The 15,961-nt window shown below is 63.0% G+C and carries 14 protein-coding genes; 6 read left to right on the forward strand and 8 right to left on the reverse strand.

Annotated elements, in window-relative coordinates:
- Positions 1-235 precede the first annotated feature (235 nt).
- A complete protein-coding gene (locus tag C2L65_RS15085) occupies positions 236-748 on the reverse strand; it encodes a winged helix DNA-binding protein (protein WP_007577159.1) in 513 nt (170 codons plus the stop codon).
- 191 nt (positions 749-939) lie between these two features.
- On the opposite strand from C2L65_RS15085, the gene pxpB reads away from it, so the two are divergent.
- The 6 genes from pxpB to C2L65_RS15115 all read left to right on the forward strand — a co-directional run bounded on the left by pxpB (position 940) and on the right by C2L65_RS15115 (position 6,363).
- The gene (gene pxpB, locus C2L65_RS15090) at positions 940-1,593 is read left to right on the forward strand and encodes a 5-oxoprolinase subunit PxpB (protein WP_042316501.1); all 654 of its coding nucleotides are present in this window, start codon (positions 940-942) and stop codon (positions 1,591-1,593) included.
- Positions 1,590-2,642 carry a 5-oxoprolinase subunit C family protein gene (locus C2L65_RS15095; protein ID WP_042316500.1) on the forward strand — a complete coding sequence of 351 codons (1,053 nt, stop codon included), beginning with the start codon at positions 1,590-1,592 and terminating at the stop codon, positions 2,640-2,642. Before pxpB ends, C2L65_RS15095 begins: the two co-directional genes overlap by 4 nt.
- Positions 2,643-2,658: 16 nt before the next feature.
- Complete coding sequence (gene pxpA / locus C2L65_RS15100; protein WP_042316503.1) at positions 2,659-3,411, forward strand: 5-oxoprolinase subunit PxpA; 753 nt, start codon at positions 2,659-2,661, stop codon at positions 3,409-3,411.
- 311 nt (positions 3,412-3,722) lie between these two features.
- Entirely contained in the window at positions 3,723-4,484 is a 762-nt protein-coding gene (locus C2L65_RS15105; protein WP_042316498.1) for a DUF969 domain-containing protein, read from the forward strand.
- Positions 4,481-5,437: a DUF979 domain-containing protein gene (locus tag C2L65_RS15110; protein ID WP_042316496.1), complete on the forward strand. Its 957-nt coding sequence runs from the start codon at positions 4,481-4,483 to the stop codon at positions 5,435-5,437. Before C2L65_RS15105 ends, C2L65_RS15110 begins: the two co-directional genes overlap by 4 nt.
- A 221-nt stretch (positions 5,438-5,658) precedes the next feature.
- Entirely contained in the window at positions 5,659-6,363 is a 705-nt protein-coding gene (locus tag C2L65_RS15115; RefSeq protein ID WP_042316494.1) for a tetratricopeptide repeat protein, read from the forward strand.
- Positions 6,364-6,399: 36 nt separating this feature from the next.
- On the opposite strand, the gene C2L65_RS15120 is transcribed toward C2L65_RS15115, so the two are convergent.
- From C2L65_RS15120 to C2L65_RS15150, 7 genes are all read right to left on the reverse strand, one after another.
- Positions 6,400-7,545 (reverse strand): TraB/GumN family protein, encoded by a 1,146-nt coding sequence (locus tag C2L65_RS15120; protein ID WP_042316493.1) that lies wholly within the window; start codon positions 7,543-7,545, stop codon positions 6,400-6,402.
- A 58-nt stretch (positions 7,546-7,603) separates the two neighbouring features.
- Positions 7,604-8,641, reverse strand: a complete 1,038-nt coding sequence (locus C2L65_RS15125; protein ID WP_042316491.1) for a peptide ABC transporter ATP-binding protein — start codon at positions 8,639-8,641, stop codon at positions 7,604-7,606.
- Positions 8,638-9,642 carry an ABC transporter ATP-binding protein gene (locus C2L65_RS15130; RefSeq protein ID WP_042316486.1) on the reverse strand — a complete coding sequence of 335 codons (1,005 nt, stop codon included), beginning with the start codon at positions 9,640-9,642 and terminating at the stop codon, positions 8,638-8,640. The genes C2L65_RS15125 and C2L65_RS15130 overlap by 4 nt, the downstream gene beginning before the upstream one ends.
- A gap of 1 nt (position 9,643) precedes the next feature.
- Positions 9,644-10,561 carry an ABC transporter permease subunit gene (locus C2L65_RS15135; RefSeq protein WP_042316484.1) on the reverse strand — a complete coding sequence of 306 codons (918 nt, stop codon included), beginning with the start codon at positions 10,559-10,561 and terminating at the stop codon, positions 9,644-9,646.
- 4 nt (positions 10,562-10,565) lie between these two features.
- Entirely contained in the window at positions 10,566-11,579 is a 1,014-nt protein-coding gene (locus tag C2L65_RS15140) for an ABC transporter permease subunit (protein WP_042316481.1), read from the reverse strand.
- Between the two features lie 154 nt (positions 11,580-11,733).
- Positions 11,734-13,365 (reverse strand): ABC transporter substrate-binding protein, encoded by a 1,632-nt coding sequence (locus C2L65_RS15145; RefSeq protein ID WP_042316480.1) that lies wholly within the window; start codon positions 13,363-13,365, stop codon positions 11,734-11,736.
- A 185-nt stretch (positions 13,366-13,550) separates the two neighbouring features.
- The gene (locus C2L65_RS15150) at positions 13,551-15,194 is read right to left on the reverse strand and encodes an ABC transporter substrate-binding protein (protein WP_042316478.1); all 1,644 of its coding nucleotides are present in this window, start codon (positions 15,192-15,194) and stop codon (positions 13,551-13,553) included.
- Positions 15,195-15,961 lie beyond the last annotated feature (767 nt).

Genomic DNA, 15,961 nt, shown 5'->3' on the forward strand with positions numbered 1-15,961 from the left:
TGCGGCGGCAAAGAAAAGTAGGTGCCGCCCCGCACAGGGGCGACGCGTGAAGCACGCTAACGAATCGCGGATGCCAGCGAAAAGGCTAGAACAACCAAACCGACGCGCCGCGAAGGCAAAACGCGGATGCCAGCGCAAAGCCCAAAACAACACACCGCTTGCGCAGCAAACACCGTAACGCGGATGCCATCAAAAAGGCAAAAAAACCAACCCGTCGGCAGACAGCAAAAAAAACCTACAACGATGCAGCCGCCCGCGCCGCGGTGTCATAAAGCCCGGAAGCATTCCGCATCAACTGCGCCGCCTCCCCAATCTGCTCATTGGTGAGCCCACTTTCCTTCAGCGTCGCGATCAGACAACTCTCCCTTACCTCCCGATACTTCATACACAGATCACGCCCCGCCTGCGTAGCAGAAAAAAACACTTCCTTGCCGGTCTTTTCGCTTTTTACATACCCTCTAGCTACGAGCTTCTTCAGCGCGTAAGTCGCAACGTGCGTGTCCTCGATATTCAGCACGAAGCAGATATCGGCAATCTTCTTGCGCCGCTCGCGGTGGCTCACATGGTGCAGCAGCGAAACTTCGATCGCCGTCATGTCCTTGTCGCCCGCCGCCGCCATGCAACGGACCATCCACCGGTTGAACGCGTTACTCGCCATGATCAGCCCGTACTCGAGTTCGGATAACTCCGCACTAAATTCAGACACAAGATGTTCCGATGAGACGATTTTGGTCGGATGACGCGCCATGGTGATTTTTCTAAGCGAAGCGTGGTGGTTGACCGAAGTGTACGACTTCCCTCCTATACGGGCGAGCCTGGGGACATCGCTTATTGATAAATTGTCGATATTTTATTGAGAATGTAGGCTAGCTCTGTCGTGAGAAGTTAGCATGCATCGTCGGACGAATCTGCTGCTTCTCTACTTGACCCAGGATATTGATGACTGAACCCCGCATCTTTCCGTTTGGCGATACCGCGCTGGTCTGCGAAGCGCCGCCGCCTGCCACGCTGGATTGCCAGCGCCGCGTGTGGTCGGCCGCCCAGGCCGCGCGCGACTGGCCGCACGTGCTCGAAGTGGTGCCCGGCATGAACAACCTGACCGTGATCTTCGATCCCCTCGCAGCCGATCCCGACGATCTGACGGCCCGGCTCAAGGCCGCTTGGGAGCAGCCAGGCAGCGCGAAGGACCTGGGCCGCGAGGTGGAAATCCCCGTGCAGTACGGCGGCGAGTTCGGCCCGGACCTGAAGACGGTGGCCGATCACACGGGCCTCACGGTGAAGGAAGTCGTCGAACGGCATGCGGGCGGCGAGTACATCGTGTTCTTCCTCGGCTTCCAGCCCGGTTTCGCGTACATGGGCGGGCTCGAAGAGGCACTGCACACGCCGCGCCGCGCCGAACCGCGTCTCGAAGTGCCCGCCGGCTCGGTTGGCATCGGCGGCGCGCAGACGGGCATCTATCCGGCCACTTCGCCAGGCGGCTGGCAACTGATCGGCCGCACGGCGCTGAAACTCTTCGACCCGTCGCGCACGCCGCCCACGCTTCTGCAACCGGGCGATCGCGTCCGCTTCACCATCGCGGGGTTGCACGCATGATCGACGTGATACGCGCGGGTCTGTTGACCACGATCCAGGACCTCGGCCGGCACGGTTTCCGGCATCTCGGCGTCGCGATGGGCGGCGCGCTCGACAGGCTGTCGCTCGAAGTGGGCAATCGCCTGGTCGGCAACCGGCCCGATGCCGCCGGGCTCGAAATCACCTTCGGCCCGACCGTGCTGCGTTTTCTGCGCCCGACGCGCGTCGCGATCACGGGCACCGAGTTCGGCGCGACGCTTGACGGCAAACCGGTCTATTCGTACTGGAGCCTGCCCGTGCAGGCCGGCCAGGAACTGACGCTGAACGCGGCGAAGCGCGGCATGCGCGGCTACGTGTGCATCGCGGGCGGCGTCGATGTGCTGCCGATGCTCGGCTCACGCAGCACGGACCTGCAGGCTGGCTTCGGCGGCCTGGGCGGCCGCGCGCTGCGCGACGGCGACCGCCTGCCCGTCGGCGTGCCGCGCGCCGGCGCGGGGTCCGGCTTTTCGCCCGATGCGCCCGAATTCGGCGTGAAGGCGCCCGCCTGGTGCAAGTTCGTGCTCGTCGACGAGCCGGTGCGGCGCGGCCGTCATCCGTCGGGCGTCGCGTGGGCGCCGCCCATCCGCGTGCTGGCCGGCCCCGAGTACGACAGCTTCACCGCCGACGCGCAAAACGCCTTCTGGAACGACGAGTGGCTCGTCACGCCGAATAGCAACCGCATGGGCTTCCGGCTGGCGGGCACCGAACTGAAGCGCACGCACAAGAGCGATCTGCTGTCGCACGCGGTGATGCCCGGCACGATCCAGGTGCCGCCGAACGGCCAGCCGATCATCCTGATGAGCGACGCGCAGACCACGGGCGGCTATCCGAAGATCGGCGCGGTGATTCACGCGGATCTATGGAAGCTCGCGCAGGTGCGCCTGAACGGCGCCATCCGCTTCATTCCGACCACGCCTTACGAGGCCCGCCAGGCGCTGATCGAAGAACGCAAGTACCTGCGGCAGATCGACGCCGCAATCGGCATGCATGAAGAACGCTGCGCGCGCCTTGCCGCGCCCGCCGCGATGTAAGACCTACGAGGACATCATGGAAATCGATTTGAACGCCGATCTCGGCGAAGGATGCGGCTCCGACGAGGCGCTGCTCGATCTCGTCAGCTCGGCGAACATCGCCTGCGGCTGGCATGCAGGCGGACCCAACGCGATGCGCGAATGCGTGCGCTGGGCGGTGGAAAAAGGCGTATCGATCGGCGCGCATCCGAGTTTCAACGACCCGGAGAACTTCGGCCGCAAGGAAATGGACTTGCCCGCGGGCGAAATCTACGCGGGCGTGCTGTATCAGCTCGGCGCGCTGTCGGCGATCGCGCAGGCCGAGGGCGGGCGCATCGCACACGTCAAGCCGCACGGCGCGCTCTACAACCAGGCCGCACGCGATCCGAAGATCGCCGACGCGATCGTCTCCGCCGTGCATGACTTCGATCCATCCGTGGCCGTGTTCGCGCTCGCCAACAGCGGACTGGTGACGGCCGCGCGCAACGCGGGCCTCGTCGCCATCGAAGAAGTGTTCGCCGATCGCGGCTATCGCGCGGACGGCTCGCTCGTGCCGCGCAAGGAGCCGGGCGCGCTGCTCGAAGACGAAGAAGAAGTGCTGCAACGCACGCTGGCGATGGTGCGCGAGCAGCGCGTGCAGGCGGTGAGCGGCGAATGGGTACCCCTCAACGCGCAGACCATCTGCCTGCATGGCGACGGCCCGCATGCGCTCGCGTTCGCGCGCCGCATCCGCACGGCGCTCCAGGAGGCCGGCATCGGCGTGCATGCGGCCGGCGCGGCGCGCGTCTGATTTTCAGCGCTTACGCCTCTGATCAAAGGCCATCACACAGCAGTCGACGCCCCGCTTTTCGCGGGGCGTTTTCCAGGAAGTGAGCGAGAAAGCAACATCGCCAGTTGCCAACGGCTTTTTGAAGCAGCACAAGTTTGTGCAGCAACCGTAGAGCAGTACCCGCAGCAACGACAGGGCAGTGCAGCCTGAGTGGCCATCGAAGAGCCACAGGGCAACGAGGAAAGCCGGACCCAAAAAAACCAAGGCCCGGCGTCATTAAAGTTCGCCGCCACGAGCGGTGTCCCAATGCAGGACCACCTCTGGAGATCTAGATGCAGTCAACCGTCAACCTATGGCCGCTCATTGGAGTCGCGGTCATCATCGTCGGGTTTGTGTTGCGCTTCAACCCGATGCTGATCGTGGCCGCCGCCGCGGTCATCACCGCCATCGCCGCGCACTTTCCGCTGGACAGAATCCTGGCCGCGATCGGCAGCGGCTTCATCAAGACACGCAATATCCCCCTCATCATCCTGTTGCCGCTCGCGGTGATCGGCCTGCTCGAACGCCACGGCCTGCGCGAGCGCGCGCAGACGTGGATCGCCAGCATCAAGGCCGCGACGGCCGGGCGTCTGCTGATCGTCTATCTGCTCGTGCGCGAGCTGACGGCAGCCGTCGGCCTGACGGGCCTCGGCGGGCATCCGCAGATGGTGCGTCCGCTGATCGCGCCGATGGCCGAAGGCGCCACGGAAACGCGCTTCGGCAAGCTCAGCGATGCCGTGCGCTACAAGCTGCGCGCGTACTCGGCGGCCACGGACAACGTCGGTCTGTTCTTCGGCGAGGACATCTTCGTGGCGTTCGGCGCGATCGTGCTGATGGTCACGTTCCTGAAAGAAGCGGGCATCACGGTCGAGCCGATGCATGTCGCGCTTTGGGGCATTCCGACGGCCATCAGCGCCTTCCTGATCCACGGCTTCCGGCTCTGGCTGCTCGATCGCAAGCTCGAACGCGAGTTGCGCGGCAACGCGGCATCGCAAGGGACCACGAACGTCAATACGAACAACAACGCGCCGCGCACGACCGGGGACGAAGCATGACACTCACCATCAACTATCTGTTCTGGCTGCTCGGCATCGTGCTGCTGGTGATCGGCGGCATGATCGCCACCGATAAGGATCATCCGCGCCGCTTCACGGCGGGCGGCTTCTGGATCATCTACGCGCTGATCTTCCTGGTCGGCGACAAGCTGCCCGTCGAACTGGTGGGCGTGCTCGTCATCGCGATGGCGCTGATCGCGGGCTTCGGCGGCGTGACGGCGGGCAAACCCAAGGTGCTGTCCGAAGCAGCGCGCAAGGCGAGCGCCGCGCGCCTCGGCAACAAGCTGTTCGTCCCCGCGCTGACGATTCCCGTCGTCACGGTGATCATCACGTTGTCGGCGAGCCATCTGGTGTTCGGCGGCACGCCGCTGGTCGAGCAGAAGAATGTCACGCTGATCGGCTTCGGTGTCGGCTGCGTGATCGCGCTGGCGATCGCCTGCATCATGACGCGCGACACCGTCGGCCAGTCGATGAAGGAAGCGCGGCGTCTCGTCGATGCGCTGTCGTGGGCGGCCGTGCTGCCGCAGATGCTCGGCATGCTCGGCCTCGTGTTCTCGGACGCGGGCGTCGGCAAGGCGGTCGCGCACGTGACGACGGCCTACATCAGCCTCGACTACCGGCTGATCGCGGTGGCCGTCTACTGCATCGGCATGGCGCTCTTCACGATGGTGATGGGCAACGGTTTCGCGGCGTTCCCGGTGATGACGGGCGGCGTCGGTGTGCCGATCCTCGTCAACGTGTTTCACGGCAACCCGGCCGTGATGGTCGCGATCGGCATGTTCTCCGGCTACTGCGGCACGCTGATGACGCCAATGGCCGCGAACTTCAACATGGTGCCCGCCGCGCTGCTTGAACTCCCGGACAAGAACGCGGTGATCAAGGTGCAGGTTCCGACGGCGCTCACGCTGCTCGTCGTGAATATCTTCCTGCTCAACTTCCTGATGTTCCTGTAGCGCTTTTGTGCGGTTGCCGGCTGCGGGCGGTTCGCCGAATCCTATTTCCAGGATAAGCGATCCGTCCGCGCGGCTTGTTTCAAAAGGCGCGCCGCCATTTTTAGGATGCCTCTGATAGTTTGGCCGAAGCCTCGGACCTAACCTGTGAATGTTCCATCGTTCATAGTCCGGCGCATCGACAGGTCTGCGCCGGCTCTTTCGAGAGTCTGGAGAGCATCGCCATGCAAGCGCAATCCGCCGTTTCTACTTCCTCCGCTTCTACTTCTTCCACCCAGCTTTTCCCGGTCACGCTCGCGTTCGCGCTCGAAGCGCATCGCGCGTGCCGCTTCATCGAAGCCGAATCGCTGTACCGCGAAGCCCTCGCGATCTGCCCGGAACAGCCGGATGTGCTGCACTACTACGGCGTGCTGCTGCATCAGCGCGGCCAGCATACGCTGGCGCTCGAATACATCGACCTTTCGCTCGAACTCGAACCGGACAACGCCGAGTGCTGGAACGATCGTGGCTTCGTGGCCGATGCGCTCGGAGATAAAGCGCTCGCGCTGCGTTGCTATCGCGTGTCGCTGGCGCTCGATCCGCGCTCGCCCGATGCGCACAACAACATCGCCGTTGCGCTGGAAGCCGAAGGCAAGCTCGGCGAAGCGGTGCATCACTATCGCGAGGCGCTGAAGATCGACCCGACGCTCGCCGACGTGCATCTCAATCTCGGCTCGGCGCTCGACCGCCTGATGCGATTCGACGACGCCGATGTGTACTATCGCGCTTTGCTGTCGCTGAATGCGCGCACGGTCAATGTCTGTCTGAAGACGAGGGGTTCGAAAGAACAGTCGCTCGATGCACTGGAAGCAGCACTGAAACTCGCGTCGCAAACGGGCCGTGGACGTATCGCCAACGGCGCCTTCGGCGCGGTTGGCGCAAGCGTTTAACCGTCGCTCACGTTGAGCGCGCAGGCAGCGGGCTCATCAATACGACTCGACAACAAACCCCCGCTGCCGCAACAACTGCAGCACGCCCTTCTGCCCGCCCAGATGCAGCGCGCCGATTGCGACGAATACCGGCTTGTTCGGCGCCGCGATCAGCAACATCCGGTTGACGAAGCGCCGGTTGCGATCGAACAGGATCTTGTTATCCACCTGCGCTGAAATACGCTTGTCGCGCGCGAGCTTCTCCGACTTCGCCGCTTCCCACGCGGTAATCGCATCCGCGTCGCCGACGCGCCATAGCCGGTGCAAGGTTCGCACGTCGGCGACATTCTCGGCGGGCGTCTGCACGAGATCCTGCGCGAGCATTTCGCGCTGCTGCGCCAGCGTGAGCCCCGTGAACGCGCGCATCTGCTCGGCGAGCGTCTCCAGCCCGACAATCTTTCCCTTCTGCCGCAGATACACGTTCTGCAACTGCGCTTCCGTGCCGAATTCGGTTTGCAGCCCGGCGCTCAGCGAATCGTAAGTTTCGACCAGCAAGGACGCGAGCCACGGCCGCATCTTGCGGATTTCATCAAGCGCTGCGGGATTGGCGCGCAGACGCATCGCGAGCTTGTGCCACAAGGGCTCGGGCAACAGCTTCGGCAGACATTCATACGAGCAGATGCCGTACTTCGACACATCGTCCTGCGAGACGAGCAGATCGTCGGGCGACAGTTCGAGCGCAAGCGTCGGGGATGCAGCTAGCGCACCGAGAATCGGCGCACGGAATGGCTGGTTCGGCGGATAGTCGTTCGGATCGCCGACATGCAGCGTGCCCAGAAGATAAATCGTGGTCTTGCCGCGTGTCGCGACATAGAAAGGCATGCGCGCTGGTTGCGCGCGCACGGGACCGCTCGCCGTGGTGCCGCTCGCATACGAAGGCGGCGGATTGAAGCCGGGCAGCGTCGCGCGCGGTTGCGACGGGGTGTGCGGCACGGGAACGGCCGGCCGGCCGACCTGATTGGCCTGCGCGACCTGCACAGGCGTATTCGCCGAAGCCCCTGCGGCATGCGCGGAGGCGATCACAGCGAACGGATGAAACGGCAGCAACGGACATTGCGCCGCCACGACGAGCAGCGCGCCCATCAGGACGCGCGCAACCCGCCGATGTGAAGACGCAGCGCGCGCGCCGCCCGCATGTTTCATAGGCTTCACATGCTAACGACGCGCATGACGGCGCGCAACATCACGCGCCGCCACCCCATCATGCATTCGCGTCGTCCCCCACCTCCTCGGCGCGGTGACACGACACCTGGCGACCATCCACTTCACGCAGCTTCGGCTCTTCTTTGCGGCAACGCTCGATAGCATACGGGCAACGCTGATGGAACGTACAGCCCGACGGCGGATTGAGCGGCGACGGCATTTCGCCTTGCAGCTTGATCTGGATGCGGCGGTCGGCTTCGAAGATCGACGGTGTCGCCGACATCAGCGCGCGCGTGTACGGATGACGCGGCTTGCTGAAGATGCGCTTCTTGTCGCCGAGTTCGGCAACGCCACCGAAGTACATCACCATCACGTCGTCGGCGATATGCTCGACCACCGACAGGTTGTGCGAGATGAACACATAGCTCGTCTTGAACTGATCCTGCAGGTCCATGAACAGGTTCAGGATCTGCGCCTGGATCGACACGTCGAGCGCGGAGACGGGTTCATCGGCGACGACGATCTGCGGATCGAGAATCATCGCGCGCGCAATCGCGACACGCTGGCGCTGGCCGCCCGAGAACATATGCGGATAACGCTTCGCATGCTCGGGCCGCAGGCCAACCGTGCGCATCATGTGCGCAATGCGTTCGCCGCGCTCGCTGGCGCTCAATTGCGTGTTGATCGCGAGCGGCTCGCCCAGCGTCTGCTCGACGGTCTTGCGCGGATTGAGCGACGCAAACGGGTTCTGGAACACCATCTGCACGCGGCGGCGCAACTGCGCGATTTTCTCGTGGCTCGCGCCCGCAACATCTTCACCGTCGATCAGCAGACGTCCACCCGACGGCGCTTCGATCATCGTCAGCTGACGCGCGAGCGTCGACTTGCCGCAACCGGATTCGCCGACCACGGCAAGCGTCTTGCCGCGCTCCAGATGAAACGACACGCCGTTCAGCGCCTTGACGGTGCCGTGGCCGAACATGCCGCGCTTCACGTCATAGTGACGCGCGAGGTTGTCGGCGATCAGCACGTGATCGCCTGCGGGCTTGCCGGGCCTGTCACCATCGGGGCGCCGCGTTTCGGGTACTGCATTCATCGTGCGCCTCCCGGGTGAATGGCATCGCGAACCAGGTTCAGCGGCTTGATGCAGCGAACCTGGGCGGCGGGATCGTGATCGGCCAGCGGCGAAAGCGCGGGCCGTGCCTTGTTGCAATCGTCGACGACGTACTTGCAGCGCGGCGCGAACAGACACCCTTTAGGACGGTCGTCGCGTCCCGGCACCATGCCCGGCAGCGCGGCCAGCCGCACCGCGCCGACGTTGTGCTCAGGAATCGCCGCCAGCAGCGCTTCCGTGTACGGATGATGCGGCGCCTTGAAGATATCGGGCACGCGGTTCATTTCGATGACCTCGCCCGCGTACATCACGGCCACGCGCTGCGCGACTTGCGACACCACGGCCAGGTCGTGCGAAATCAGCACGAGCGCCATGCCGCGATCTTTCTGCAACTGCACGAGCAGTTGCATGATCTGCGCCTGAATGGTCACGTCTAGTGCCGTGGTCGGCTCGTCGGCGATCAGCAGCTTCGGGTTGCACGCAACCGCCATCGCGATCATCACGCGCTGGTTCATGCCGCCCGACATCTGATGCGGGAACGTGTTGATGCGGTTCTTCGCGTCGGGAATGCCGACCTGATCGAGCAATTCGAGCGCGCGTTTGTGCAATGCGTCGCCGCGCAGGCCTTCGTGCAGCTTCAGCACTTCCTTGATCTGATAGCCGACGGTGTAGCTCGGGTTCAGGCTCGTCAGCGCGTCCTGAAACACCATCGCCACGTCTTTGCCGATGATTTTGCGGCGTTGTGTGGGCGTCGCGTTCAACAGGTCCTTGCCGTCGAAGGTGACTTCGTCGGCCGTGACCTTGCCGGGCGCGTCGATCAGGCCCATCAGCGCCATCATCGTCACGCTCTTGCCCGAGCCCGATTCGCCGACCACGCCGACCACTTCGCCCGGCGCCACGTTCAGGTTGATTCGATCGACAGCGGGCAGGCCGCTGAAGTTCACCGCAAGATTGCGGATGGTCAATAGGTTACCGTTGCTCATGTCAGGCCAGCCTTTTGAGTTTCGGGTCGAGTGCGTCGCGCAGCCCGTCGCCGAGCAGGTTGATCGCGAGCACCGAGATCAGGATGGCGAGACCGGGCATGGTGACGATCCACCATGCGCTGTCGATGTAGTCGCGTGCCGACGCGAGCATCGCGCCCCACTCCGCCGACGGCGGCTGCACGCCGAGGCCGAGGAAGCCGAGCGCGGCGGCATCGAGAATCGCCGACGAAAAACCCAGCGTGGCCTGCACGATCAACGGCGCCGTGCAGTTCGGCAGCACCTGCGAGAACATCAGTCGAGCCGTGCCCGCACCCGCGACGCGCGAGGCCATCACGTACTCCTTGTGCAACTCGCCGAGCGCAGATGCGCGCGTCAGACGCACATAACCCGGCAGCGCGACGATCGCGATGGCGAGCATCGTGTTCACCAGACCCGGACCGATGATGGCAACCACGGCCACCGCGAGCAGCAGCGACGGCAGCGCGAGCAGCACGTCCATGATGCGCATGATGGGCGTGTCGGCCCACTTCTCGAAGAACGCGGCGATCAGGCCAAGCACGATGCCGGGAATCAGCGCGAGCACCACCGAAACGAAGCCAATCCAGAACGACAGCCGCGCGCCGTACATCAGGCGCGAAAGAATGTCACGGCCTGCTTCGTCGGTGCCGAGAACGAACTTCCAGTTGCCGCCGTCGAGCCATGCGGGCGGAATCTTCACGGAATCGCGGTATTGCTCGATCGGGCTGTGCGGCGCGATCAGCGGCGCGAAGATCGCGATGAAGACCAGCACCAGCACGATGATGCCCGCGCTGACTGCGCCGCGGTTGCGGGAGAAGTTGGACCAGAATTCACGGGCGGCCAGTGCGCGGCCGCTCGGGGGTGTGACTGCCTGGGGGACTGTATTTTGAATGTCTGCCACGGTATTACCTCGTATGGCGGATGCGTGGGTTGAGCACGCCGTACAACAGGTCGACGACGAGGTTCACGACGATCACGAGTGTCGCGATCATCAGGATACCGCCCTGCACGACGGGATAGTCGCGCCGGCCGATCGCGTCGATCAGCCATTTGCCGATGCCCGGCCACGAGAACAGCGTTTCCGTCAGCACAGCGCCCGCGAGCAGCGTGCCGACCTGCAAACCGATCACCGTCACGACGGGAATCAGCGCGTTACGCAGCGCATGCACGACGATCACGCGTCCCGGCGACAGACCCTTCGCACGCGCCGTACGGATGTAGTCTTCGCGCAGCACTTCGAGCATCGACGAACGCGTCATCCGCGCGACGACCGCGAGCGGAATCGTGCCGAGCACGATCGACGGCAGGATCAGGTGCGACAGCGCCGAGCGGAACGAGCCTTCGTCCGTGCCGGGCAGCAGCGAGTCGATCAGCAGGAAGCCGGTCACGTGTGGAATGTCGTACTCGACCGCGATGCGGCCCGACACGGGCGTCCAGCCGAGCTTCGACGAGAAGAACATGATGAGGATCAAGCCCCACCAGAAAATCGGCATCGAATAACCGGTGAGCGCCGTGCCCATCACGCCGTGATCGACGGCCGTGCCGCGCCGCAGCGCCGCGAACACGCCCGCCGGAAGACCCACGATCAGCGCAAACAGCATCGCGCAGATCGACAGTTCGACGGTGGCGGGGAAACGGGCCGTGAATTCGTCCATCACGCTGGTATTGGTGATGATCGACGTGCCGAGGTTCCCCTGCAGCGCGTGGCCCACGTAATGGATGTACTGGATGGGCAGCGGTTCGTCGAGCCCGAGGCGATGCATCGCAGCCGCGTGCATGGCCGGATCGACGCCGCGCTCGCCCATCATGACTTCGATGGGGTCGCCCGGAATCAGGTGAATGAGCGCAAACGCGAGGATCGTGATACCGATGAAAGTCGGTATGACCATCCCGATGCGGCGCAAAACGAATCGGAACATGGTTCGTCCCTATGGTCTTGGTGAGAAAAAACGCAACCGGCGACGAGGGCTCGTGACCCCGGTCGCCGGACCATTTCGACCAGTCTTCTAACCGAACGAAAAGCGTACTGCGTATGGGATGCAGCAGGCAACAAAGCCCACCGCATCACGTGATTTACTTCATGCTGACGCCGTCGAAGCGCGCGTAGCCGAGCGGCTCGATGCGCATGTCGACAACCTTCTTGCTGACCGGCTGATACACCGTCGAGTGAGCGATCGGCGAGAACGGCAGTTGCTGCGCGAAGATCTGCTGCGCCTGCACATACGCCTTCGTGCGATCAGCCTGGCCCGTCGTTTCACGGCCCTTCTGCACGAGTTCGTCGAACGGCTTGTAGCACCACTTCGAGAAGTTGTTGCCGTTCACCGCGTCACAGCCGAGCAGCGTACCGAGCCAGTTGTCCGGGTCGCCATTGTCGCCCGTCCAGCCGATCAGCATCGTGTCGTCTTCGCCCGCGTGCGCGCGCTTGATGTACTCACCCCATTCGTACGTGACGATCTTCGCCTTCACGCCGATCTTCGCCCAGTCGGCCTGGATCATTTCCGCCATCAGCTTGCCGTTCGGGTTGTACGCGCGCTGCACGGGCATTGCCCACAGCGTGATGTCGAAACCGTTCGGGAAGCCAGCCTTGGCGAGCAGCGCCTTAGCCTTTTCCGTGTCGTATGTCGGCATCTTCAGGTTCTTGTCGTACGACCACTGAGTCGGCGGCATCGGGTTCGTCGCGGCCTGGCCTGCGCCTTGATACACGGAATCGATGATGGCTTTCTTGTTGATCGCCATGTCGAGCGCCTGACGCACTTCGAGCTTGTCGACCGGCTTGTGCGAAACGTTGTACGCCAGATAGCCCAGGTTGAAGCCCGGCTGCGACGGCATGTCGATGTTCGAATCGGCCTTCAGCGGTGCGATGTCGGCGGGACGCGGATAGCTCATCACCTGGCATTCGTCACGCTTCAGCTTCTGCACGCGCACGCCCGCATCAGGCGTGATCGAGAAGATCAGCTTCGAGATCTTGACGGTGTTCGGCTTCCAGTAGTCCGGATTGCCGTCGAAACGGATCGTCGCGTCCTTCGTGTAGCTGCGGAAAATGAACGGGCCCGTGCCGACCGGCTTCTGGTTGATATCGGCCGCGTTGCCGGACTTCAGCAGCGAATCCGCATATTCAGCCGAGAGGACCGACGCGTATTCCATTGCCAGATTCTGGATGAACGGCGCGTTGACTTCCTTGAGCGTGAACTTGACCGTGTACGGGTCGACCTTTTCGACCTTGTCGATCAGCTTGTCGAGGCCCATGTCGGTGAAGTACGGGAACTGCACCGGGTAAGCCTTACGGAACGGCTGGTTCGTGTCCAGCATGCGCTGGAACGTGAACACGACGTCGTCCGCGTTGAATTCGCGGGTCGGCTTGAACCAGGACGTGGTGTGGAACTTGACGCCGTGGCGCAGATGGAACGTGTACGTCTTGCCGTCCGGCGAGACATCCCACTTTTCTGCGAGGCCCGGCTCGACCTTCGTGCCGCCGCGTTCGAATTCGACGAGGCGGTTATAAACCGTGAACGTATTGGCCGTGAAATCCACGCCCGTGGTGTATTGCGCCGGATCAAAACCCGCCGGGCTGCCTTCCGAGCAGTAGACGAGGGTTTTGTTCGGGATATCGGCGGCGTTTGCCAGTTGGGTCCCCGCCATCGATGCCGCTGCCGTCGCGGCCAGCATCGTGAGCCGTGCCGCGCGCAACAGTTTGTTTTGCTTCATGTTTCCTCCAGGATCATCGCCGGCTAAAACCAGCGTAGCGCGATATTACTGAGCTTTGCCAGGGGCCGCAATTGGAGGAAATTAACTTTGTTGACGATAGGAAACAGCTTTCATCCAGGTTGCCGCGCCTGGCGCGGCAACCGTCCCGAATATCAGCGGAATTGGGGAGAGAAGCGGTAAATTATCTACTTGAGACCGACGTTCCAGAACTGAGTCGGGCCAAACGGGTCGATCTTGAAGCCGGTGACCGCCTTCGACAGCGGCTGATAAACGGTTGAATGCGCGATCGGCGTGAACGGCACCTGATCCTTGAAGATCTGTTGGGCTTCGGTGTAGTCCTTGGTGCGCGTGGCCGTATCGGTGGTGCTGCGGGCCGCCTTGATGAGGTCGTCGAACGGCTTGTAGCACCATTTTGAGAAATTGCTGCCGTTCACGGCATCGCAGCCGAGCAGCACACCGAGCCAGTTGTCCGGGTCGCCGTAGTCGCCCGTCCAGCCGATCAGCATCGCCTCGTGCTCGCCGCTGTGCCCGCGGCGGATGTACTCACCCCACTCGAAGGTGACGATTTTCGTCTTCACACCGATCTTCGCCCAGTCCGCCTGCAGCATTTCGGCCATCAGACGCGCGTTCGGGTTGTACGGACGCGAAACGGGCATCGCCCAAAGCGTCAGGTCGAAGCCATCCGGGTAGCCCGCCTGCTTGAGCAGCCCTTTGGCCTTGTCGACGTCGTACGGTGCGTCTTTCAGGCTCTTGTCGTAGCCCCATTGGGTGGGCGGCATCGGATTGGTCGCCGCCTGGCCCGCGCCCTGATAGACCGAATCGATGATCGCCTTCTTGTTGACGGACATGTCGAGCGCGCGGCGCACAAGCACGTTGTCGAGCGGCTTTTTCGTCGTGTTGTACGCGATGAAGCCCAGATTGAAGCCCACCTGATGCGGCAGCGCGATCGACGAATCCGCCTCGATCTGCGCAATGTCGGCGGGCTTCGGATAGCTCATCACCTGGCATTCGTTGCGTTTGAGCTTCTGCAGACGCACGGATGGATCGACGGTGATCGCGAAGATCAGCTTGCTCACCTTCACCACGCCGGGTTTCCAGTAGTTCGGGTTACCGTCGAAGCGGATCGAATCGTCCTTCGTATAGCTGCGGAAAATGAACGGTCCCGTGCCGACGGGGAACAGGTTGATGTCGGACGCCTTGCCTGCCTTCAACAACTGGTCCGCATACTCGGCCGACAGGATCGATGCGAACGGCATCGCGATCTGCTGCAGGAACGGTGCGTCGACTTCCTTCAGGGTGAAGCGCACGGTGTATGGGTCGAGCGCCTCGACCTTGGTGATGTTCTTCGCGAGGCCGAGATCGGTGAAGTACGGGAACGGCACGTTGTAGGCCTTGCGGAACGGCTGTTCGGGATCGAGCATGCGCGTATACGTGAATACGACGTCGTCGGCGTTGAAGTCGCGAGTTGGCTTGAAGAACGAGGTCGTCTGGAACTTCACGCCTTTGCGCAGGTGAAACGTGTATTGCAGACCGTCGCTGGAGACGTCCCACTTGTCGGCGAGCCCCGGCTCGATGTCCGTGCTGCCGTGGCCGAACTCGACGAGACGGTTATAGACCGTGTACGAGCCGGCGCTGAACTCGACGCTGGTCGTGTACTGCGCGGTGTCGAATCCGGCGGGACTGCCTTCGGAACAGAAGACGACCGTCTTGTCGGGCAGCGAGGCCGCGGCGGACAGTTCAGGTGCAATGCATGCGGTAATTACGGCTACAGCGGACAGCACAGGCAGGCAAGACTTGCGAACTGCAGACAGCGTCGATGACATGGGCATGGCGTTCTCCGCGAGGCAGCTAGGGGCGAGTGCCTTTGGATCATAGTCAGCCAATATTCAGATTCAATATGGGTTTTCACTCCGCTTCGCTTCGTGGTGCCGCAGGTTTGGTTTGCTTGTGTTTGCGGTGGCATCCGCGTTGCGGTGTTTGCTGCGCATGCGGGTTTGGGGTTTTTGACTTTGCGCTGGCATCCGCGTTTTTGCCCTCGCGGTGCGGTCGGTTTTGTTGTTCTAGCGCTTTCGCTGGCATCCGCGATTGGTTAGCGTGCTTCAAGCGTCGCCCCTGTGCGGGGCGGCACCTACTTTTCTTTGCCGCCGCAAAGAAAAGTAGGCAAAAGAAAGCGGCTAACACCGCCAACATTTCTTCCTGCCTGAGGGCCCCCAAAGGGCCTTACGCTTCACACGGCAACCACGTGACCCACGTTCGTTGCCAACGCTCTCTCTGTACGCCTCACCCGCTTCACGCGCCCGCGTCGCCGCACGCCGTGCCAGATAGTCCACGGCCGCCCAGGTGGCAAACTGTGTGTAGGCCCCAGTGCTCCACACGCCTCACTTCGGACCGATTGCGCACGCGTTCCACCCTGTAAGAGCGCCAGGCTATACGTCGCGACAACCTACACACAGTTTGCCACCTGGGCGGCATATACCATTCGCTGTCGTGAGCACGTGTACGGGTATTTGAAGCGGGTGAGGCGCTCATTCAGTGCGTTGGCAACACGCGCTGAACGGAGACGCCGCCGTGTGAAGCGTAAGGCCCTTTGGGGGCC

This window comes from Paraburkholderia terrae, assembly GCF_002902925.1.
Taxonomy (GTDB): domain Bacteria; phylum Pseudomonadota; class Gammaproteobacteria; order Burkholderiales; family Burkholderiaceae; genus Paraburkholderia; species Paraburkholderia terrae.